The sequence below is a fragment of the Roseomonas sp. TS2 genome (genome assembly GCF_058833935.1).
On the sequence record NZ_JCACVY010000074.1, the window covers coordinates 1 to 19,347 of the forward strand.

Genomic DNA, 19,347 nt, shown 5'->3' on the forward strand with positions numbered 1-19,347 from the left:
GAGATTTTGCTGCGCCGCGCGGGTGATGCGCGCCTCTCCGGTGCCGAAGACATTCACGGCGAAGGTGAAGCGGTAGCTGATGTCGATGCTGACCAGGGTGATGCTGCCATTGCGCTGGCAGCCTCGCCGCTCCTGCAGCAGTTGCTCCGGCTCCAGCCCCATGGGCAGACCCGGGCGGGCGACGACCTCCGAGAGATCGGCCAAGCAGCGCTTCTGCGCGTCCTCGCCCACATAGACCAGCGTTCTGCGCAGCACGGCATCGGCATAGGCGTGCACGGCCTGAACCGTGTAGACGTAGCGCGACATCTCGATACCGCCCATGAAAAGCAGCATGAAGGGCAAGGTGGCGAGGGCGAATTCGAGCGAGAGCGCGCCCCGCCGGCCGAGCCTAGCGAAGACGGAGTTCGACATGGCCGGTCAGGGTTTGCGCCGGCAGGACGGCGGCAGCCAGGGGTGTGCTGGCACTAAAGGGCCGGCTGACGCGGATCGAGAGATAGGTGGCAGGCGTACCCATGGCGCAGGCACCGCCATGGCAGGACACGGTCGCGCCATCGTCGCAGCGGCAGGCCATGGCTGGGTCCGGCACGCTGATATCGCTCCAGCCCGGAAGATTGGCGCGGATGGCGGCGGTGATGCCCACACTGTCGGCCGGGCGGCTGAAGGCATATTGCGCCCCGGCCCGAGCCGCCGCTTCCAGTTGCAGGCTCTGCTGGATGGCGTTCCCCACATCGAAGCTGCCCATCACCAGCAGGCAGAGGACAGGCGCGATCAGCGCAAACTCCGTGAGGGAAACCCCCCGACGGCAGGCCGCGAGGCGGGTGAGCATCGCCTTCATTCCACCATCCTCGGCACCATCACCTGCGGCACCTTGGTATTGCGGCCCGGGCAGCCGCTGACGTCGAAGGGGAAGTTGCTGAGCTGCCCCACCTCCAGGGTGCCGGCCACCACCGGAAGGCAGGTGCTGGGGTTCGGCGCGGACATGTTGCTGATGCGCGTGAAGGCATTCGGCACATAGATGCCGCCCAGCAGATCGATCGCGCTGAGATTGCTGAGGTTCAGCGTCGGGTTGCTGCTAGTGCCTGCGGGGCCCGCATTGGCGCGGGTGATGATCATGCCGTTCAGCGCGGGGTCATAGGTGTTGGTCGCGGGCGCGGTGAGGCGGGCCTTGGAGATGCTGCTGAACGTCACCTGCCCGGGCTGGCTGCCAAGCAGCACGATGCTGCAGTTGTCGCAGAGGAACTGGCTGAGATTGGCGGCGGTGAAGGACGCCGTCGTGCCCGCCCCGGTGCCAACCAGGATGAAGGTGCAGCCATTGCAACGCACTTCCGAAAGGCTGCGGAAGGTCAGCGAGGCATTGCGGAAGATGTAGGTCCCGGCGTCCAGCACGACCACGCCGTCATTCTCCACGAAATAGGCCTTGTTGCAGAAGGCCGTCTGGCTTTGCTCGTAGCGCGGAATACGCATGGTGGAATTGAAGCTGGTCGTGGAGCTGGTGGTGCAGGGCGGATCCGGCGGGGTCAGCTTGTCCAGCGGCGCATAGGGGTTGGAGATCGGCGGCATCTGCTCCTGGTAGCCATCGGTCAGCCTCACATTCGTGTTGGTGCAGCCGTCGCACAATCCCGCTGTCACGACGCCCTGGGCGCTGAAGCTGCCGGCTTGATCGATCTGCACCGCCTTGCTGCCTGTGGCATTGGCGCCGATGGCGCAGCCGCGCATCTCGAACTTGCTGAAGCTGGAGACCTTGGCGGTGCCGTTGAGGGCAAGCAGGCAGACCTGCATCTGGCTTTTCAGCATGGCCACGGCCCGCGCGCTGACATCGCTATCGCCCATCCCGAAGAGGGTGGCGGCGAGTGCCATCGGCTGCCGGCGGCGGATCGTCACCTCATAGGCCTGGCCGTTGTTCATGTAGGGGCCGCTGTCAGGCGGGTTGCGGGCCTGCACCGTGGTTTCGGCATCCGTGGTGAAGCCGTTGAGCGCCGCGACTTCGGTCGCGGCCGCCAGGGCGGCGGTGCTGGAGCGCGTTCCGGCGGCCGAGGCGGCGGCGATGGCGGCCGCGTCGGCCGCGCTCTGCACGCGCCGCTGGGTCAGATAGAGCAGCCCGCCATCCGTGATCAGCGCGACCGCACCGAGCAGCGCCGTGGCGCTGAGGGCGAACAGCACCACCGTGGCGCCCCGCCGGTCCCGCCGCAGGCGTGAAGCCGGACCGCCGAGCCGGGAGAGCAGGAGGGGGAGGCGAAGGGGCACAGCGCGGGACCACTCAAGGATGGAAGGAGGCCGGTTCGCTATTTGCTCAAGGTTGCGCTCGGGCTTGCGCCTCGCACAACGGGTTGTGATGTTCAGCACACACCCCTTAACATTCTCGCAGGATTTTTACCAAGCGTTGAAATACCTCTTGAGGTTGTGAAGAGGCAAATGTTACCTCCGAATTGCTACCGATGCGGGCAGTCATTGAGAGAGATCGCGCGATGGTCGCGCGGCATCCTGTTCCCGCTGCGGTGCGATAACGGAGCGAATCCCATGATGGGTAAGGCGATTTATCTGCTCACCACTCTCAAGGCAGATCGCAAGGGAGTCACCGCCCTGGAATATGGCGTGATTGCCGCGGTGCTCGTGGTGGGCGTTGCGGCCGCCATCGGCGGCTTTGGCGACAACATCACGACCTTTCTGAGCGGTGTTCAGACCAAGGTCGACTCTGCGGTTACCGCCGCAACCGCCCCGTAATAAATTCTCTTCCTTCGAGGCGGCGGTGTTCCCGCCGCCTCGTACCCATGACTTGGCCATTTTATCCAAAAGGTTGCAGGAGACATTTGGCGGTGCTTCTCTTCGCCTGTCTTCTCCCGCTCCTGGCCGTCGCTGCCTGGCGTGACATCGCCACGCGCACCATTCCCGACACGGTCAGCATCCTGGCGGCCCTGATCGGCCTCGCCGCCCGGCTGGCCCTGGGCCCCCAGGCGGCGCTCCTCTCGGTTCTCACGGCGGCCGCGCTCTTTGCCGTCCTGCTCTTCCTCTTCGCGCGGGGCGCGCTGGGCGGCGGAGACGTGAAGCTGATGTCGGCCCTCGCCCTCGGCATGGCCCCGGCCATGGTCTGGGACTTCCTGGTGGCCACCGCGCTCGCCGGCGGGGTTCTGGCCCTGGCCTACCTGGCGCTCTCCTGGCTGCTGCCGGCGCATCTGGCGCGGCCCGCCACGGCCGGCGGCATCCTGCCGCGCCTCTGCCATGTCGAGGCCTGGCGCATCCGCCGGCGGGGACCGTTGCCCTATGGGCTGGCCATCGCCCTGGGCGGCGCGGCGGTCCTCCTGCACAGGATATAGGGCACGGCGATGCGGCTCTTCCTCGTCCTGCTCCTGCTCCTGACAGCGGCCGGCCTCGGGCTGGTTGCCTGGCGAGCGGTGCAGCCGCCCGCGCCGATCGCGGCCGCCTCCGCCGCCGCCGCAGAGCCGCCGGCTCCCACCCGCCTGCGCGTGCTGGTCGCGGCCCGTCCCCTTCTGGCGGGATCGCTGCTGAAGGAAGGCGATTGGGAGGTGCGTGAGGTGCCGCCCGAGGCCGCATCCGGCGAGGCGCTGCGCGACACGCCGGAAGAGCGCGCCGAGCTGCAGGGCGCCATGCTGCGCCAGTACCGCGAGGCCGGCGCGCCGCTCTCCCGCGCCGATGTGCTGCGCCCGCGCGACCGCGGCTTCCTCGCCGCCGTGCTGCGCCCGGGCCGGCGCGCCATTTCCGTGGGCGTCGACGCCGTGACCGGCGCCGCCGGGCTGATCTGGCCCGGCGACCAGGTGGACCTGATCCTGACCCAGGAGCTCGACCCCTCCCAGGCCCCGCTCGACCGCCGCGTGGTGGCGGAGACGGTGCTGACGGATATCCGCGTCATCGCCGTGGACCAGAAGATGACGCAAGGTGCCAGCGCCGAATCCGCCACCCGCAGCGTGGCGAGCACCGTGACGCTGGAAGTCTCCACGCGGGAGGCCGAGCGGGTGGCGGTGGCCAGCCGTCTGGGCCGGCTCGCCATCACCGTTCGCGCCATGGAGGAGGCGGCCGTGGCCGAACCCGCCGCGGCGCGGGCTGCCGTCTTCGGCGCCGATGTCTCCAGCGCGCTTTCACAGACCGAACAGGGAGCAGTCACCCGCATGCGCGTGATCCAGGGCGGCGAGGCACAGGACCTGACCTTCCGATGACCGGCTTCCCACCCCGGCTGCTGGGCATGGCCGGCCTGCTGCTCCTGCCAGGGTTGGCCCTGGCGCAGCCGGCGCTGCCGACCGTGGCGCCGGCGGGCCCGACGGCGCCGCTGATGGGCAGCGCGCGGCTGGAGGCCGGCACGGGCCAGCTTCTCACCCTGCCGCGCCCGGCCAGCACGGTGATCGCCGCCGATCCGCGCATCGCCCGGGTGCAGCCCACCTCGCCCACGCGCCTCTTCGTCATGGGCGTGGCGGAGGGGCGCACCACCCTGATCGCCACGGCCGAGGATGGCTCGCTGGTGGCGCAGTACGATATCGCCGTGCGGGGGAGTGTCGCGCCGGCCGGCGGCAATCCGGCGGTGCTGACGCCCCTGGCGCCCGCCACCCCCGCCGCCGCGCCGCTGAACGCGGCGGCGCTGGAAGCCGCGCTGCGGGAGGCGGTGCCGGGCCTGCAGGGCCTGCGCCTCCGCGTCACCACCTCGGCCATCGTGCTGGAGGGCAGCGTGGCCAGCCCCTCCGAGGCCAGCCGCGCCCTGACCCTGGCCGCCGCCTTCGGCGGCAAGGAGCGGGCGGTGGAGAACGCCCTGGCGGTGCGCGGCAGCACGCAGGTGAATGTGCGGGTCCGCATCGCCGAGATCTCCCGCCAGATCACCCGGGAGCTGGGCCTGAACTGGCAGGCGCTCGGCTCCGTCGGCAGCTTCGCCTTCGGGCTGCGCAGCGGCCCCTCGGCCAGCAGCGTCGCCGGCGCGGTGGCCAGCGGCGCCGGCGCCCTGAGCAGCGCCGCCGCCGCCGGGCGCATCGCCGGCGGCATCCGCACCTCGCGCCTCGACATCAACGGCGTGATCGACGCGCTCGCGGCCGACCAGCTGATCACCATCCTCGCCGAGCCGAACCTGACGGCGCAGTCCGGCGAGACGGCCAGCTTCCTGGCGGGCGGCGAGTTCCCGCTGCCGGTCGCCGCCAGCGACACCGGGCAGATCTCGGTGGAGTTCAAGCCCTTCGGCGTCAGCCTCTCCTTCGTGCCCACCGTGCTGTCGGCGGACCGGATGACGCTGCGCATCCGTCCGGAAGTCAGCGAATTGTCGCAGAACGGCGCCATCAGCGTGCCGATCGTGGGCGGCTCCGTGCAGATCCCGGCCCTGACCGTCCGCCGCGCCGAGACGACGGTGGAGCTGGGCAGCGGCCAGAGCTTCGCCATCGCCGGCCTGCTGACCCGCAACAGCAGCCAGGTGCAGCAGGGGCTGGCGGGGCTGAGCGACCTGCCGATCCTCGGCCCGCTCTTCCGCTCCGACCAGTTCCAGCGCAGCGAGAGCGAGCTGGTGATCATCGTCACCCCCTATGTCGTCCGCCCGGTCTCCGACCCCGTGCTGCTGGCGGCGCCGACCGACGGCTTCCGCCCGGCGACGGATCTGGAGCGCGTGCTGGAGCGGCGGCAGATCGCCCGTGGCGCGCAGCCGCCGGTGCTGCGCCGGCCGGCCAATGCCGGCTTCATGCTGGAGTAGCCCCTGACATGCTCAAGCCCCTGGGTTTCGCGGCCGCCCTGCTGCTGGCCGGCTGCGCCGACCCGGTCGCCCGCCCTGGCACCTGGCAGGCCGGCGGCGTCAACGACCGGAACCTGCGCGCCATGATGGCCGACCCCGCGCATGAGCGCCGTGGCATCGGCGCCACGGACAGCCATGCCGACACCGCCGCCGCCGCCGTGCAGCGGCTGCGCCAGGGCAAGGCCTATCCGCTGCTGGACCCGCGCGGCTCGGGAGCGGGCAGTGTCGGCCGCTGAGACGGCGCGCGGCACCGGCGGCGCGGCGGAGCGCCCCGTCCTGCTGGCCTTCCTGGCGGAGGAGGCGGACGAGGCGGCGCTGCGCGGCGGGCTGGCGGAATGGATGGATGCGGTGCCGGTGCGGCGCGGCAATGTCCGCACGGCCGCCCGCGCGCTGGAGCGGGAGGAAACCCCGCGCCTGCTGATCGTCGACATCTCCGGCGTCGACGACGCGGCCGAGGCGCTGGACCGGCTGGCCACGGTCTGCAGTCCCGATGTGCGCGTGCTGGTGGTGGGCGACCGCAACGACCTCAGCTTCTACCGCGGCATCACGCGCGACCTCGGCGTCGAGGAATACATCTACAAGCCGCTGACCCGCGACAATGTCAGCCGCCTGTTCGGCCCGCCGCTGGCAGAGCTGCTCTCCGCGGGCGGCAGCCACGGCCCCGCCACGCCGCGTGGCGGGCAGATCGTCGCCGTCAGCGGGCTGCGCGGCGGCGTCGGCGCCACCACCATCGCCACCAACCTGGCGCTGCACCTGTCGGAGACCACGCGCGGCCATGTCGCGCTGCTGGACCTGCATCTGCGCGGCGGCAGCGCGGCGCTCTCGCTCGGCGCCCGCCCCGGCGCCGGCCTGCGCGTGGCGCTCGAGGAGCCGGACCGTGTGGATGCGCTTTTCCTCGACCGCGTCTCCATCCCGGTCTCCGACCGCTTCCGCGTGGTGGCGGCGGACGAGGCCCTCGAATCCAGCCCCGCCCCCACGGAGGCCGGCATCACCCGGCTGCTGGAGCTTCTCCGTTCCCGTTTCAACACCATCGTCGTCGATCTGCCCCATCCGCCGGGCGTGATGGAGCGGCGCGTGATCGCCCTGGCGCGGCACCGCATCCTGGTGATGGGGCCGGATGTCGCGAGCATCCGCGACGCCGGGGCCGGCCGCCGCATGGTCGCGGCCCTGGCCAGTGGCGCCACTCCCCTGCTGGTGTTGAACCGCGCCGGGCTGCGCGGCGGGCTCGGCAATGCGCTGGTCGCGGAAGGGCTGGGGAGCGCGCCCGACATCCTCATCCCCGATTTTCCTGGTCAGGTTCCGAAAGCCATGAATCTGGGCCGCCCCGCCTTGCATGACAGCGCCGGCTTCCGCCGCGCCCTGACGCCCCTGACGCGTGAGATCTCCGGCGCGGGCGCCGCCGCCGAGGAGGGAGGGCTGCGCCGGCTGGCGCGGCTGTGGCGGCGATGAAGACTTTCGGCCGCCGCGCCGAGGCGCCGCCCGCACCCGCGAGCGAGCCCGCCCCTGGCGCCGTGCCGCGGGAAGCCTCGCGCGAGGCACCGCTCTTCCGCCTGCGCAGCCAGGTGATGGACCGCATCGATCCCACCGTCGCCGCCGAATTGCCGGCGCCGGCCCTGCGCGCCCAGCTGGAAGCCCTCGTGCACGAGGTCGCCGACCGCCAGCGGCTGGAGCTGTCGGCGCGCGAGCAGGCGCGGCTGGCCGAGGAGCTGACGCATGACATGATCGGCTACGGGCCGCTCGAGCCGCTGCTGCAGGACGACAGCATCAGCGACATCATGGTCAATGGCCCCGACAGGGTGTTCATCGAGGTGCGCGGCCGCATGCGCCTCTCCGATGTGCGCTTCCGCGACGCGGCGCAGGTGGCGAACATCGCGCAGAAGATGGCGTCCGCGGTGGGCCGCCGTGTCGACGAATCCAGCCCCCTGCTGGATTGCCGCCTGGCCGATGGCAGCCGCGTCAACGTCGTGTTTCCGCCGCTGGCGCTGGATGGGCCCTGCCTGTCCATCCGCAAGTTCTCCAAGAAGAAGATCGACTTCTCGGTGATGGTGGCGAATGGCAGCATGATCCCGCAGGTGGCGCGGGTGCTGGAGATCGCCGCGCGCTGCCGCCTGAACATCGTCGTCTCCGGCGGCACCGGCTCCGGCAAGACGACGATGATGAACGCGCTGAGCCGGCTGATCGACCACGAGGAGCGCATCGTCACCATCGAGGACGCGGCCGAGCTGCAGCTCCAGCAGCCGCATGTGGTGCGGCTGGAGACGCGCCCGCCGAACCTCGAAGGCAAGGGCGAGATCACGCAGCGCGACCTGATGAAGAACGCCCTGCGCATGCGCCCCGACCGCATCATCGTCGGCGAGGTGCGCGGCTCGGAGGCGTTCGACATGCTGCAGGCCATGAACACCGGCCATGACGGCTCGGTCTGCACCGTGCACGCCAACACCACGCGCGACGCGGTGACGCGTATCGAGAACATGGTGCAGATGGGCAGCATGTCGCTGCCGCCGCGCGCCATCCGCACGCAGATCGCCAGTGCCGTCGATCTCATCATCCAGGTGGAGCGCATGCGCGACGGCGTCCGCCGCGTATCGCAGATCTCGGAGATCTGCGGGCTGGAAGGCGATGTGATCACCATGAACGAGGTGTTCACCTACAATTTCGAGGGCGAGGACGCGAATGGGCGGCTGCTCGGCCGCTATGTCAGCCCGCGCACGCGCCCCGGCTTTTCCGAGAAGCTGCGCTATTACGGCCTGGAGCGCAGCTGGATGGACGCGTTGCAGGAGCTGCCGGAATGATGCCGGTGCTGCTCCTGGCGATGGCGGTGGCTCTGTGGGCCGCGGCCGCCACGGTGCTGCTGCGCAGCGGCGCGCAGGACAGGATGCGGGCCCGCGTGCAGGGCGCGCGGGCCGTGGCCGTGCCGTCGGCCACGGCCGTCCCGCGCATGCCCAGCATCCGCGTGGCGCCACGCGGCGGCAACCCGATGCTGCGGCGCATCTTTCGCCTGGTCAGCTACCATCCGGACAACCCGGCCGAGCACACCATCCCCTGGATGGTGGTGCTGGCGGCGGGGGCGGCGGTGGGGCTGCTGGGCTTCTGGCGGGCCTCGGCCTATCTGGGCACGGCTCCCGGCGCCGTGGCCGGTGCCGTCAGCGGCGTCCTGGCCATCCGCAGCATCTTCCTCTGGCAGCACCGCCGTTACACCAATGCGTTGTTCCGCCAGTTGCCGGATGCGCTGGGCGTCATCGTCCGCGGTGTGCGCGCCGGGCTGCCGATGACCGAGGCGCTGCGCAGCATCGCCCGGGAAATGCCCTCTCCCACACGGGAGGCTTTCGGACGCGTCGTGGGTGAGATCGCCATCGGGCGTTCCGCCGAGACGGCGCTCTGGAGCCTCTACGAGCGCACGCGGCTGTCCGAATACGCCTTCTTCTCCGTCATGATCGGCCTGCAGGCGCAGACCGGCGGCAGCCTGACGGCGGCGCTGGATACGCTGGCGGACATGGTGCGCAAGCGCGTGGCCATGCGCAGCCGCGCCCGTGCCCTGGCGGCGGAGGCACGCATGTCCGCGCTGATCCTCGCCATCCTGCCCTTCCTGGCCGGGCTTGGCCTTTCCTTCCTGCAGCCTGGCTATCTGGAGATTTTCTTCACCACCCCTTCCGGACAGGCATTGCTGATGACGGCCCTGACCTTGCTGGGCATGGGCCTGCTAACCATCCGCTGGCTCATCCGCAAGAATACGAGCGAGTGAGGGGCATGGCGGGCACCTCCTCGCTGATCCTGGCGGGCCTCGCGGGCGGCGGCGCGCTGCTGCTCGTCGTCATCGCCACGCTGCTGCTGCATGCCGAGGCGCGGGAGCGCGGCTATGCCAGACGTATCCGGCAGGTGACGCGCCCCGCCACGCCCGATGGCCGCCGCGCCGCCAGCGCGCTGCATCCGCTGGGCAAGGCCTTGCAGCGCCTCGGCGAGTTGCTGCGGCAGACGGCGCTGTTCTCGGCCAAGGATATCGCGGAGCTGGAGCGCGCCGTGGGCGCGGCCGGCTTCAACCCGCATCGTGCCGTCTCCACCTTCCTGGGCGTGAAGCTGGTGGCGGTGCTGGCGCTGCCGGCTCTGGGCTGGTTCATCGGCCGCATCGCCGGGGGGCAGATGCAATGGATGCTGCCGGCCGCGGGCCTGGTGCTGGGTATCCTGCTGCCGGGCTGGGTGGTGGCCATGCTGCGCCGCCCCTATGTCGCGGCCCTGGCGCGGGGCCTGCCGGATGCGCTGGACCTGCTGGTGGTCTGCGCCGAATCCGGCCTTGGCCTGGACAGTGCGGTGGAGCGTGTGGGACGGGAGCTCGAATTCTCCAACCCCACCATCGCCCTGGAGCTGGCTCTGCTGACCCAGGAGCTGCGCATGTTGCCGGACCGGCGGGAGGCGTTGATGCGCCTGGGCGAGCGTACGGGCGTGGAAAGCTTCCAGCGTCTCTCCGCCACCCTGTCGCAGACGCTGCGCTATGGCACGCCGCTGGCCCAGGCGCTGCGCGTGCTGGCCGCCGAGATGCGGCAGGAGCGCATGACCAAGCTGGAGGAGCGTGCTGCGCGGCTGCCGGCCCTGCTGGTTCTGCCGCTCGTGCTCTTTATTCTGCCCTGCCTGTTCATTGTCCTGATCGGCCCCTCCGCCATCCGGATCATTTCTCATTTCAGCGGAGGCTAAGTCCCGCCATGCCACACACCATCAGCCGCCTGCTGCTGCTCCTCTGCCCGTTGCTGCTCGCCGGCTGCGCCAGTTCGGCTCGGCGCGACGAGGTGGCGACGCGCATGCGCGTGGCTGCGGTCGCCGAGCAGGCAGGACAGGAGGATGTGGCGCTTTCCCTGTATGCCGCCGCCGCGGCCCAGGCGCCGGACCGGGCCGAGGTGCAGGCACGCTATGCCCATGCCCTGCTGGAGTATGGCCAGCCGGACCAGGCCCTGCACGTGCTGAAGGAAGCGGGCCGCCGCCATCCGCAGGATCCCGTTCTGCTGGCAGCCGGCGCCCGGGTGCAGTTGGCTCTGGGGCAGGCTGAGGCAGCCCTGGCCAGCTACCGCCAGTTGCTGGCGCGTGCGCCCGGGGATGTCTTGTCGCTCAACGGCCAGGGCGTGGCATTGGACCTGCTGGGCCGGCATGTGGAGGCGCAGCAAAGCTACCGGACGGTACAGACGATCGAGCCGGGGAATATCGCCGCGGCCAACAACTCGGCGCTCTCCACCCTGTTGGCGGGGGATGCCAACACGGCGGCGGCGCTTTTCGGACGGCTGGATCGGCCCGGGGCGCCGGAGCGGGTACAGCAGAACCATGCCATCGCCCGTGCAGCGGCGGGGCAGGGAGCGGCAGAGCCGGACCTGAACGCCTTGGCGGCGGCGCTGCGCTAGGCCCAGGATCTATGAACCAGCCTCTTGGGCTTCGATGCTGCCGCGATTCCAGGGCTCGATGGGTTTCCGGGGTGCCAACCGGGCCACCTTTTCCTCTCCTGCTCTGGAGGACAGACTGGCCTCTCCGGCCCGGCCGGATCTCAAGGCACAGCCCAGGAGCAGGCTTCATGGACATCAACATGCCGGACGTGGTGGCCGAGGTGACGGCAGCCTTCCAGCGCTACGAGGCGGCGCTGGTGGGCAACGACGTGGCGGCGCTCGACGAGAGCTTCTGGAACAGCCCGCACACGCTGCGCTACGGCGCCACCGAGAACCTCTACGGCCACGCGGCGATCGCCGCCTTCCGCGCCGCGCGCCCCTCCCAGGGGCTGGAGCGCACGCTGGCACGGACCGTCATCACCACCTATGGCCGCGACTTCGCCACGGCCAACACGGAATTCCAGCGCCCCGGCAACCCCCGCATCGGGCGGCAGAGCCAGAGCTGGGCGCGGATGCCGGAGGGTTGGCGCGTCGTCGCCGCGCATGTGTCCTTCCTGGAGTGACGGCGGCGCCGGGCGCGGTGCGGGGGGCGGCGCAGGGCCTGGGCGATGGCGCACCCAGGCCCCCGTTGCCCCCGGCGAGGCGGTGGCCGTTCAGTCCGGGCGGATGTTGTGCTCGCGGATGATGGCGCCCCACCGCGCGCGGGCCGCCTCGATATGGCCCTGGAAGTCGTCACGCGAGCCGCCGATGCGTTCCAGCCCGTTCTCGGTGAAGCGGCGCTGCACCTCCGGCGCGGCCAGGGCGCGGTTCAGCTCCGTGTTCCACCGGTCCACGATCGGCTGCGGCGTGCCGCCCGGCAGCACCACGCCGAACCAGCTGGGGATGACGAAGCCCGGCAGCCCGTCCTTCGAGATCACCGGCAGCTCCGGCATCAGGGGAGAGGCCGATTGCGCGCCATAGGCCACGGCGCGCAGCCCGCCATCGCGGATCTGCCCCAGGAATTCCGGCATGTTGCCGAACATCACGTCGACACGGCCGCTGGCGATGTCGAGGATGGCCGGCGCGCCGCCCCGGTAGGGCACCTGGGTGAGCTGCGCCCCGGTGAGGGCGGAGAACAGGACGCAGGAGAGCTGCTGGCTGGAGCCGGCGCCGACCGTGGCGCAGCTCAGGTCGCGCGGCCGCTCCCGGCCGATCCGCGCCAGGTCCTGCCAGGAGCGGATCTGGGAGCGCGGCCCGGTCACCAGGATGTTGTAGACCGAGGCGACGTTGGCGACCGGGATCAGGTCCTTGCGCACGTCGTAGGGCACGGTCTGCATCTGCGGCGTGATTGTCAGGATGCCCATGGAGGCCAGCAGCATCGTGTGGCCGTCCGGGGCGCTGCGCGCCAGCTCCTGGGTGGCGACGATGCCGCCGGCGCCGGTCTTGTTCTCCACAACCACGTTCTGGCCGACCTGCCGGGTGAGCTGCTCGGCCAGGATGCGGCCGAGGAGGTCGGAGGTCCCGCCCGGCGCGAAGGGGTTGAGGAACCGGATCTCGCGCGCCGGGAAGGCCGGCTCGGCCGCGCCGGCCGCGAGGGGTGCGCAGGCCGCGAGCGCGGCGAGCGCGAGGCGGCGGAGCAGGCTCCGCCGGGAATTCTGTGTCATGGACGCCTCCTGTTGGGGGCGCGCCGCCCTCGTGCCGGGGCGGTCGCGCCGGATCAATGCTTCACACGTAGCCGGGCCCCTCGATGGCGGGATGGGCCCGCAGCCAGTCCTCATCGACCGAGAGGCCGATGCCGGGGGCCTCGGGCGGGCGGACGCAGCCATCCGCGCCGATGCGCCAGGGCTCGCTGACCAGCGCGTCGCGGAACAGGTTGCCGCGCGAGACGTCGGCCTCGAAGTAGCCGGCATTGTCGATGGCGCAGAGGAAGTGGATGCTGGCCGCCTGGTTCAGCCCGGTCATCGAGCTGTGCGGATGCACCGCGATCTTGTGCGCCGAGGCGATGGCGGCGATGCGCAGCGCCTCGGTGATGCCGCCGCATTTCGAGAGGTCCGGCTGCCAGATGCCGATGGCGCCATCCTCGAGCAGCGGCGCGAACTCGAAGCGGGTGAAATGATTCTCTCCCGCCGCCAGCGGTGTGGTGCCGTAGCCGCGCGCCACGGCGTAGTCGTGCCGGTCGTGCGGCGGGAAGGGCTCCTCCAGCCAGCCCATCTGCAGGTCGTCCATCGCCGGCATCACGCGCCGCACATCGGCGAGGCTGTAGGCGGTGTTGGCATCGGCCAGGATGTCGATGCCGTCGCCGAACGCCGTCCGCACCGCCTCCATGCGGGCGATGTCCTTCGCCACGGTGTCGCCGATGCGCAGCTTCACCGCGCGGTAGCCGGCCTCCAGATGCGGCGCGGCCTCCGCCACGAGTTCCTCCGGCGGCTGGTAGCCGAGCGCCACGCCGCCGGCATAGGCTGGCACCGCGCGCGCGGCACCGCCCAGAAGCTTGTAGAGCGGCAGCCCCGCCGCCTTGCCGCGGATGTCCCACAGCGCCATGTCGAGCCCGGACATGGCCAGCGCGCAGCCCGCCCCCATGCCGTGGCTGGCGAGCTGGCCCCGATAGATCTTCTGCCAGACGCCCACCGTGTCGGTGGCCTCCATGCCCAGAACCAGCCGCTTCAGCGTCGTCTGCAACAGGGCGGCGACGGCGGTGTGGGCGCGGCCGTGGTGGCTCTCGCCCCAGCCCACCAGCCCGTCATCGGTGGTGACCTTCACCACCACCGCGTCCCGCTTCACGGCGCGGCCGACGCCGAGCGAGACGCCCGCCCCCTCCGGCACCGGGAAGGAGGTGGGGAAGGCCTCGATGTTCGCGATCTTCATGGGCGGCTCCCCTGGCCGTATTCGCGCAGGAAGGATTCCCGCACGGTGATGCCGAGCCCCGGCCGGTCGGGGATGGCGACATGCCCGTCCTCCACCGGGAAGCTCTCCTCGATCAGCTCGTGCAGCATCGGGTTGTGGCCGAGCGAGTATTCCAGGATGAAGCCGGCGCTCTGCGTGGCGGCGAGGTGCAGCCCGGCGGCGAAGGCCGGCGCGCCGGACCAGAGATGCGGCGCGAGGCGGAGGTTGTAGGCCGCGGCGATGCCGGCGATGCGCAGCCCCTCGGTGATGCCGCCGGCAATGGCGAGGTCGGGCTGCATCACGTCCACCGCGCGCAGCTCGGCCAGCTCGCGGAAATCGTGGCGGGTGAACTCGCTCTCGCCGGCGCTGACCGGCACGGTGGAGCAGCGGCGCACCTCAGCCGTGCCGGCCTTGTCGTCGGCGCTGCACGGCTCCTCGAACCAGAACAGGTCGCAATCCTCGACCATGCGGCAGAAGGCGCGCGCCTCGGCCACCGTCCAGGTGCCGTGCGCATCGGCCATCAGGCGGATCTCCGGCCCCAGCGCCTCCCGCGCCGCGCGCACCCGGGCGGCGGAGCGGGCGGGCGAGCCATCCATGACGCCGACCCGCATCTTCACCGCGCGGAAGCCGGCCTTGTCGCAATAGCCCTTGAGCTGCGCGCCGATCTTCGTGACATCGGCCCAGCCGCCCGAGGCATAGGCCGGCATCCGCTCCGCCCGCCGCCCGCCGAGCAGCCGCCAGACCGGCGCGCCCAGCGCCTTGCCGAGGATGTCCCACAGCGCGATGTCGACGCCGGCGATGGCGGCGATGGAGAGGCCGCGCCGGCCGAGCTGCGGCAGCGCGTAGCCGCCGGCGACGGCGTAGCCCTCGCGCGGGGTGTTGTACATCACGTCCCACAGGCGGGAGATGTCGCGCGGGTCCTGGCCCAGCAGCAGCGGCGCGTAGTCGAGGTTGATGATGGCGGCGAGGCCGGCGCAGGCGGCGGCGCTGCCCACCCCGGCCTTGGCCTCGCCCCAGCCGGTCAGGCCGCATTCGGTGTCGATCCGCACGATGACGGAATCGAAGGTGGAGACGAGGCCGAAATCGCTGGTGAAGCGCCGCTCCTCGGGGATCGGCACGCGGCACCAGGTGGCCTGTACGCGGGAGATCTTCATGCCGTGGCGGCCTCCGCATGGCCGAGGCTCCGGCGCCGCGCGCGCGAGGCCTCCCAGGCTTCGGGGTTGACGAGGCTGCGCGGCCGCCCGCCGTGCAGGATCTGCACCACCGCCTCGGCGGCGCCCGTGCTCATGCGCAGCACCGCCTCGCGGCTGAGGCCCGCCGCGTGCGGCGTCAGCAGCACGTTGGGCAGGGCGCGCAGCCTGTGGTCGGGCGCCAGCGGCTGCACCGGATAGACATCGAGCGCGGCGCCGCCGATGCGGCCCGCGCGCAGCGCCTCCAGCAGCGCCTCCTCCTGCACCACGGCGCCGCGCGCCAGGTTCAGCAGCCAGGCGCCGGGCCGCATCCGCGCCAGCAGCGCGGCGGAGACGAGGCCGCGTGTCTCGTCTGTGAGTGGGCAGGCGAGCACGACGAAGTCGCTCTCGGCGAAGAGCGTCTCCAGGGAGGCGTAGTCCACGCCGGGCGGCAGCGCGTCGCGGTCGCGCCGGTGGCCGAGCACCCGCATGCGGAAGCCGGTGCCGGCGATCTCGGCCAGCCGCCGCCCCACCGCGCCGACGCCGACGATGCCAAGCGTACGGCCGCGCAGCTCGAAGGCGCTGGCGGTGCGGGCGCGGGCCTTGTCCCAGCCCTCCGACAGCAGCGCGGCGTGCATCGCCTCCGCGTGGCGGGCGATGGCGAGCATCTGGCCGATGGCGAACTCGGCGACCGAATCGGCGTTGGCGCCCGGTACATTGGCCACCAGCACGCCATGCGCCGTGCAGTCGGGGATCGGGATCATGTCCACGCCAACCCCCTGCCGCACCGCCGCCAGCAGGCGCGGCGCGCGGGCGCAGAGGTCGTCGGGGAGCTGGCGGCGTACCACCACGGCCTCGGCGCGGGCCAGCAGGGCGTCCAGCCCGCCGGGCGGGGCGAGCGCGACCTCGTGGCCGGCCTCCCGCAGCACGGCCTCGCCGGCGGGGTCGATCGGATCGGTCAGGGCGATGAGCATGGCTCAGGCCACCTTGTACTGGGCGAGCACCGCGCGATCGACCTCGATGCCGAGGCCGGGGCCATCCGGCACGCGCACGATGCCGCGCTGCTGCACGATGGGGTCCTTCGCCAGGTGGTCGCGCAGCGGGTTCGGCGTCTGCTCGAATTCCAGCATCGGCGGCATCGGACGGAAGGCGGGCGGCGTGTCCGGCAGGGCGGCCAGGAACTGCACCGTGGCGGCGAGGCCGATGGCCGAGCCCCAGGCGTGGGGGACGCATTCTACCCCATGCGCCGAGGCCATGGCGGCGATCTTGCGGCATTCGCTGATGCCGCCCGCGGCGCAGACATCCGGCTGCACGATGTCCATTGCCTTGCGCGCGATGACGTCGCGGAAGCCCCAGCGGGTGAAGTCGTTCTCGCCGCCGGCCACCGCCATGTCGAGCGCCCGCGTCACCTCCACATAGCCGTCATGGTCCTCGGGGCTGATCGGCTCCTCGAACCACAGCAGGTCCAGCTCCTCCATGGCGCGGCCGAGGCGGATGGCCTGCGGCACGGTGAAGCAGTGGTTGGCATCCACCGCGAGCTTCACGTCGGGCCCGATGGCCTGCCGCACCGCGGCGACGCGCCGCAGGTCGAGCTTCGGGTCGCCGAGGCCGATCTTCATCTTGATGGCGCGGAAGCCCTGCTGGACATACTCCTCCGCCTCCTCGACCGCCTCCTCCACCAGCCGGTCCATGTCGATGAAGTAGAGGCCGGTGGCATAGGCCTGCACCTCCGTCCGGTGCGCGCCGCCGATCAGCTTGTGCACGGGCTTGCCCACGGCGCGGCCGATGATGTCCCACAGCGCGATGTCGATGCCCGACAGCGCGGCGATGGTCATGCCGGTCAGGCCGTAATCCTTGATGCGGTTGTAGAGGTCCTCCCACACCACCTCGACGTCGAAGGGGTCGCGGCCGATCACCCGCTGGCGGTACTGCGTCTCGATGATGGTCTTGTTCACCGCCGCCGGGCCATAGCATTCGCCCCAGCCGGTGATGCCCGCATCGGTCGCGATCTCGACGATGCAGGAGGCGCGGGTGGTGTAGAGCCAGCCGCGCGCCGAGGTGAAGGGCTGCTCCACCTTGGATTGCAGGACGTGGCAGGTCACGTCGGTGATCTTCATGCGTTCTTGTTTCCTCCCAGGGGCGGCACGGCCATTTGGCGCGGGCCGCCATCATTCCTCGCGCGTGCGGCGCTCCAGCAGCTCCAGCCAGTAGCTCTCGACGCCGCGCAGGTGGCTGCCCATGGCGGCCTCGGCACGGTCCGGGTCGCCCGCCGCCACGGCGTCGCGCATCGCCACGTGCTGGGCGTGCGAGAGGGGGGCGCGCTGCCCGTCGGCGAAGTAGGCGCGGCGGCGGTTGCGGGACATCAGATAGAAGGCGTGCACCACGCGCAGGAAGACGTGGTTGCCCGTGGCCTCCACCATGGCGAGGTGGAAGGCGGCGTCGTAATCGGCCAGCCGCGCGCCATCCCCGGCGGCGACGGCGCCCTCGCCCGTGGCCAGGATGGCGTCGAGCCGCGCGATGTCCTCCGCATGGCGCCGCTCGGCGGCGAGGCGCATGGCCTGCATCTCCAGGATGCGGCGCAGCTCCACCACCTCGCGCACCTCGGCCCCGGTGAGCGGGATGCCCAGCTCAGCCTGCAGCACGATGGCCTCGATCGAGCCCTGCTTCTCCACGGCGCGCAGGTAGATGCCGGAATTCGGCCGGCGCTCCACCATGCGCAGCGTCTCCAGCACCACCAGCGCCTCCCGCACCGCGCCGCGGCCGACGCCGAAGCGCTCGGCGAGGTCGCGCTCCGCCGGAAGCCGGTCGCCGGGCTGAAGGCGGTGGTAGGCGATGAAGGTCAGCAGGCGCCCCAGCAGGCCGCTCCGCTCATCGGGCGGCGGGGCGGAGGGGAGGTGAGGAGGGGCAGAGGCTTCGGCACTTTTGGTCATGCCAAATTGGTAGTACCAATACGATCGCCTCCGCAAGACAATCTCTCGCCGGCTCAGGCGGGGCGGAGAGCCGAACAGGCACGGAATGTCCTTGCAAATTGCCGCCGCTGTCTCAACATGGGCTTTGTGCCGATCTGGACAGGGAGAGCCGCCATGCACCAGCCTGCCGCCGCCCTCGCGCAGCCCCTGGCGCCCGCTCCGCAGCGCCTGGACCGGAGCCGCTTCTCGCCGGAGAACCGCCGGCGGCTCAGCGCGTCGGGCATGCGGACCTTCCTGGCCATCGCCGATCTCTGGGGGCTGGACGAGACGCAGCGCCTGCTGGTGCTGGGCTACCCGGCCCGCTCCACCTTCCATCGCTGGGCCAGGATCGCGCGCGAGCACGGCAGCTTCACGCTCGACGTGGACACGCTGGCGCGGATCTCGGCCGTCCTCGGCATCCACCAGGCGCTGGGGGTGCTGCATGAGAGCGAGCGGGAGGGCGTCGCCTGGCTGCGCCGGCCGCACGGCGCCACCCTCTTCGGCGGCCGGCCGCCGCTGGAGCTGGTGACCAGCGGCACGCAGGACGGGCTGATGGCCGTGCGCCGCTTCCTGGATGCGGCGCGCGGCGGCCTCTCCATGGAGCCGAACGGCGCCGACCGGGACTTCACCCCCTACACGGATGCGGATCTGGTCATCTCTTGAGCGACCGCCACGCACCGGCCCCGGCACCGACCCACCGGCTGGTCCCGTCCCGCTTCCCGCCGATCGGCCTGTTCGACACGGTGGCCACCGCCGCCGACATGCAGGCGGTGATGGAGCTGGCCGGCTGGACCAATGACCGGCTGGTGCAGGAGCGCATCCTGCGCCTGCCGCGCAGCCAGTGGGTCTATGGCCGGCCGAATTCGAGCGTCGTCATGGCCGCCTTCCTGCACGCCGCGCCCGCCGGCGCGCGGTTCAACGGCCCCGACCTCGGCGCCTGGTATGCCGCCGCCGCGCTGCCCACCGCGGCGGCGGAGGTGGCGCACCATCTGCGGCGCGAGGCGGTGGCCACCGGCGCCGCCACCCTCAGCCGTGCCTACCGCGCCTATACGGCGGACCTCGCCGGCGCCTATCTCGACATCCGCGGCGAGCAGGCGGCGCGGGCCGAAATCTATGCCCCCGACAGCCATGCCGCCTCGCAGGTGCTGGGGGAGGAGGTCCGCGCCTCGGCCGCCGACGGCATCCTCTACGACAGCCTCCGCCATGCGGGCGGGGTGAATGTGGTGGCCTACCGGCCGGCGAACATCCTGGGCGTGGCGCAGGCGGACCACTGGAGGGTGACGGTCGAGGCCGGCTCG

The 19,347-nt window shown here is 71.5% G+C and carries 22 protein-coding genes; 13 read left to right on the forward strand and 9 right to left on the reverse strand.

Annotation, left to right across the window (positions count from 1 at the left end; translation table 11 throughout):
• The 3 genes from ACZJYS_RS13115 to ACZJYS_RS13125 all read right to left on the reverse strand — a co-directional run.
• Positions 1-411: TadE/TadG family type IV pilus assembly protein (locus ACZJYS_RS13115; RefSeq protein ID WP_109518218.1), on the reverse strand; the 411-nt coding region annotated here is incomplete at its 3' end.
• Entirely contained in the window at positions 389-835 is a 447-nt protein-coding gene (locus ACZJYS_RS13120) for a TadE/TadG family type IV pilus assembly protein (protein ID WP_493178751.1), read from the reverse strand. The genes ACZJYS_RS13115 and ACZJYS_RS13120, both read right to left, overlap by 23 nt.
• The gene (locus ACZJYS_RS13125; protein ID WP_493178753.1) at positions 832-2,244 is read right to left on the reverse strand and encodes a TadE/TadG family type IV pilus assembly protein; all 1,413 of its coding nucleotides are present in this window, start codon (positions 2,242-2,244) and stop codon (positions 832-834) included. The genes ACZJYS_RS13120 and ACZJYS_RS13125 overlap by 4 nt, the downstream gene beginning before the upstream one ends.
• Positions 2,245-2,517: 273 nt before the next feature.
• Here ACZJYS_RS13125 and ACZJYS_RS13130 point away from each other — a divergent pair, with 273 nt between their 5' ends.
• The 11 genes from ACZJYS_RS13130 to hpxZ all read left to right on the forward strand — a co-directional run bounded on the left by ACZJYS_RS13130 (position 2,518) and on the right by hpxZ (position 11,633).
• Positions 2,518-2,721 carry a Flp family type IVb pilin gene (locus ACZJYS_RS13130; RefSeq protein WP_493178756.1) on the forward strand — a complete coding sequence of 68 codons (204 nt, stop codon included), beginning with the start codon at positions 2,518-2,520 and terminating at the stop codon, positions 2,719-2,721.
• A 92-nt stretch (positions 2,722-2,813) separates the two neighbouring features.
• Entirely contained in the window at positions 2,814-3,311 is a 498-nt protein-coding gene (locus tag ACZJYS_RS13135) for an A24 family peptidase (protein WP_493178758.1), read from the forward strand.
• A gap of 9 nt (positions 3,312-3,320) precedes the next feature.
• The gene (gene cpaB / locus ACZJYS_RS13140) at positions 3,321-4,169 is read left to right on the forward strand and encodes a Flp pilus assembly protein CpaB (RefSeq protein WP_493178760.1); all 849 of its coding nucleotides are present in this window, start codon (positions 3,321-3,323) and stop codon (positions 4,167-4,169) included.
• Positions 4,166-5,671, forward strand: coding sequence for a type II and III secretion system protein family protein (locus ACZJYS_RS13145; RefSeq protein ID WP_493178761.1), 1,506 nt, complete (start codon positions 4,166-4,168; stop codon positions 5,669-5,671). The genes cpaB and ACZJYS_RS13145 overlap by 4 nt, the downstream gene beginning before the upstream one ends.
• A gap of 8 nt (positions 5,672-5,679) precedes the next feature.
• Positions 5,680-5,946 (forward strand): hypothetical protein, encoded by a 267-nt coding sequence (locus tag ACZJYS_RS13150; RefSeq protein ID WP_109518212.1) that lies wholly within the window; start codon positions 5,680-5,682, stop codon positions 5,944-5,946.
• The gene (locus ACZJYS_RS13155) at positions 5,933-7,159 is read left to right on the forward strand and encodes a CpaE/TadZ family protein (protein WP_109518211.1); all 1,227 of its coding nucleotides are present in this window, start codon (positions 5,933-5,935) and stop codon (positions 7,157-7,159) included. Before ACZJYS_RS13150 ends, ACZJYS_RS13155 begins: the two co-directional genes overlap by 14 nt.
• Positions 7,156-8,502, forward strand: coding sequence for a TadA family conjugal transfer-associated ATPase (locus ACZJYS_RS13160; protein WP_493178764.1), 1,347 nt, complete (start codon positions 7,156-7,158; stop codon positions 8,500-8,502). The genes ACZJYS_RS13155 and ACZJYS_RS13160 overlap by 4 nt, the downstream gene beginning before the upstream one ends.
• On the forward strand, positions 8,502-9,452 hold the full coding sequence (locus tag ACZJYS_RS13165; RefSeq protein ID WP_493178766.1) for a type II secretion system F family protein: 951 nt from the start codon (positions 8,502-8,504) through the stop codon (positions 9,450-9,452). The genes ACZJYS_RS13160 and ACZJYS_RS13165 overlap by 1 nt, the downstream gene beginning before the upstream one ends.
• A gap of 5 nt (positions 9,453-9,457) precedes the next feature.
• Positions 9,458-10,396 (forward strand): type II secretion system F family protein, encoded by a 939-nt coding sequence (locus tag ACZJYS_RS13170; RefSeq protein WP_493178768.1) that lies wholly within the window; start codon positions 9,458-9,460, stop codon positions 10,394-10,396.
• A gap of 8 nt (positions 10,397-10,404) precedes the next feature.
• Positions 10,405-11,091: a tetratricopeptide repeat protein gene (locus ACZJYS_RS13175; RefSeq protein ID WP_493178770.1), complete on the forward strand. Its 687-nt coding sequence runs from the start codon at positions 10,405-10,407 to the stop codon at positions 11,089-11,091.
• A 167-nt stretch (positions 11,092-11,258) separates the two neighbouring features.
• Complete coding sequence (gene hpxZ, locus ACZJYS_RS13180) at positions 11,259-11,633, forward strand: oxalurate catabolism protein HpxZ (RefSeq protein WP_109518207.1); 375 nt, start codon at positions 11,259-11,261, stop codon at positions 11,631-11,633.
• Positions 11,634-11,723: 90 nt separating this feature from the next.
• Here hpxZ and ACZJYS_RS13185 read toward each other — a convergent pair whose 3' ends face one another.
• The 6 genes from ACZJYS_RS13185 to ACZJYS_RS13210 all read right to left on the reverse strand — a co-directional run bounded on the left by ACZJYS_RS13185 (position 11,724) and on the right by ACZJYS_RS13210 (position 18,031).
• A complete protein-coding gene (locus tag ACZJYS_RS13185; RefSeq protein ID WP_493178773.1) occupies positions 11,724-12,713 on the reverse strand; it encodes a Bug family tripartite tricarboxylate transporter substrate binding protein in 990 nt (329 codons plus the stop codon).
• 61 nt (positions 12,714-12,774) lie between these two features.
• The gene (locus tag ACZJYS_RS13190; protein WP_109518205.1) at positions 12,775-13,914 is read right to left on the reverse strand and encodes a mandelate racemase/muconate lactonizing enzyme family protein; all 1,140 of its coding nucleotides are present in this window, start codon (positions 13,912-13,914) and stop codon (positions 12,775-12,777) included.
• Entirely contained in the window at positions 13,911-15,086 is a 1,176-nt protein-coding gene (locus ACZJYS_RS13195) for a mandelate racemase/muconate lactonizing enzyme family protein (RefSeq protein ID WP_493178776.1), read from the reverse strand. The genes ACZJYS_RS13190 and ACZJYS_RS13195 overlap by 4 nt, the downstream gene beginning before the upstream one ends.
• Positions 15,083-16,075 carry a hydroxyacid dehydrogenase gene (locus tag ACZJYS_RS13200; protein WP_493178779.1) on the reverse strand — a complete coding sequence of 331 codons (993 nt, stop codon included), beginning with the start codon at positions 16,073-16,075 and terminating at the stop codon, positions 15,083-15,085. Before ACZJYS_RS13200 ends, ACZJYS_RS13195 begins: the two co-directional genes overlap by 4 nt.
• 3 nt (positions 16,076-16,078) lie before the next feature.
• On the reverse strand, positions 16,079-17,218 hold the full coding sequence (locus ACZJYS_RS13205) for a mandelate racemase/muconate lactonizing enzyme family protein (protein WP_379636728.1): 1,140 nt from the start codon (positions 17,216-17,218) through the stop codon (positions 16,079-16,081).
• A 51-nt stretch (positions 17,219-17,269) separates the two neighbouring features.
• Positions 17,270-18,031 carry a FadR/GntR family transcriptional regulator gene (locus tag ACZJYS_RS13210; RefSeq protein ID WP_493178782.1) on the reverse strand — a complete coding sequence of 254 codons (762 nt, stop codon included), beginning with the start codon at positions 18,029-18,031 and terminating at the stop codon, positions 17,270-17,272.
• A 153-nt stretch (positions 18,032-18,184) separates the two neighbouring features.
• Here ACZJYS_RS13210 and ACZJYS_RS13215 point away from each other — a divergent pair, with 153 nt between their 5' ends.
• Together ACZJYS_RS13215 and ACZJYS_RS13220 are read left to right on the forward strand one after the other, a co-directional pair.
• Complete coding sequence (locus ACZJYS_RS13215) at positions 18,185-18,712, forward strand: antitoxin Xre/MbcA/ParS toxin-binding domain-containing protein (RefSeq protein WP_493178785.1); 528 nt, start codon at positions 18,185-18,187, stop codon at positions 18,710-18,712.
• Positions 18,709-19,347, forward strand: a 639-nt coding sequence (locus ACZJYS_RS13220) for an RES family NAD+ phosphorylase (RefSeq protein WP_493178789.1), incomplete at its 3' end; no start/stop codon positions are given. The genes ACZJYS_RS13215 and ACZJYS_RS13220, both read left to right, overlap by 4 nt.

What these genes read in the sequence shown, in the direction of transcription:
- ACZJYS_RS13120 (WP_493178751.1), bottom strand. Translation starts at nt 835, where the DNA reads ATGAAGGCGATGCTCACCCGCCTCGCGGCCTGCCGTCGGGGGGTTTCC.
- ACZJYS_RS13130 (WP_493178756.1), top strand. Translation starts at nt 2,518, where the DNA reads ATGATGGGTAAGGCGATTTATCTGCTCACCACTCTCAAGGCAGATCGC.
- cpaB (WP_493178760.1), top strand. Translation starts at nt 3,321, where the DNA reads ATGCGGCTCTTCCTCGTCCTGCTCCTGCTCCTGACAGCGGCCGGCCTC.
- ACZJYS_RS13145 (WP_493178761.1), top strand. Translation starts at nt 4,166, where the DNA reads ATGACCGGCTTCCCACCCCGGCTGCTGGGCATGGCCGGCCTGCTGCTC.
- ACZJYS_RS13150 (WP_109518212.1), top strand. Translation starts at nt 5,680, where the DNA reads ATGCTCAAGCCCCTGGGTTTCGCGGCCGCCCTGCTGCTGGCCGGCTGC.
- ACZJYS_RS13160 (WP_493178764.1), top strand. Translation starts at nt 7,156, where the DNA reads ATGAAGACTTTCGGCCGCCGCGCCGAGGCGCCGCCCGCACCCGCGAGC.
- ACZJYS_RS13165 (WP_493178766.1), top strand. Translation starts at nt 8,502, where the DNA reads ATGCCGGTGCTGCTCCTGGCGATGGCGGTGGCTCTGTGGGCCGCGGCC.
- ACZJYS_RS13170 (WP_493178768.1), top strand. Translation starts at nt 9,458, where the DNA reads ATGGCGGGCACCTCCTCGCTGATCCTGGCGGGCCTCGCGGGCGGCGGC.
- ACZJYS_RS13175 (WP_493178770.1), top strand. Translation starts at nt 10,405, where the DNA reads ATGCCACACACCATCAGCCGCCTGCTGCTGCTCCTCTGCCCGTTGCTG.
- hpxZ (WP_109518207.1), top strand. Translation starts at nt 11,259, where the DNA reads ATGGACATCAACATGCCGGACGTGGTGGCCGAGGTGACGGCAGCCTTC.
- ACZJYS_RS13185 (WP_493178773.1), bottom strand. Translation starts at nt 12,713, where the DNA reads ATGACACAGAATTCCCGGCGGAGCCTGCTCCGCCGCCTCGCGCTCGCC.
- ACZJYS_RS13190 (WP_109518205.1), bottom strand. Translation starts at nt 13,914, where the DNA reads ATGAAGATCGCGAACATCGAGGCCTTCCCCACCTCCTTCCCGGTGCCG.
- ACZJYS_RS13195 (WP_493178776.1), bottom strand. Translation starts at nt 15,086, where the DNA reads ATGAAGATCTCCCGCGTACAGGCCACCTGGTGCCGCGTGCCGATCCCC.
- ACZJYS_RS13200 (WP_493178779.1), bottom strand. Translation starts at nt 16,075, where the DNA reads ATGCTCATCGCCCTGACCGATCCGATCGACCCCGCCGGCGAGGCCGTG.
- ACZJYS_RS13205 (WP_379636728.1), bottom strand. Translation starts at nt 17,218, where the DNA reads ATGAAGATCACCGACGTGACCTGCCACGTCCTGCAATCCAAGGTGGAG.
- ACZJYS_RS13210 (WP_493178782.1), bottom strand. Translation starts at nt 18,031, where the DNA reads ATGACCAAAAGTGCCGAAGCCTCTGCCCCTCCTCACCTCCCCTCCGCC.
- ACZJYS_RS13215 (WP_493178785.1), top strand. Translation starts at nt 18,185, where the DNA reads ATGCACCAGCCTGCCGCCGCCCTCGCGCAGCCCCTGGCGCCCGCTCCG.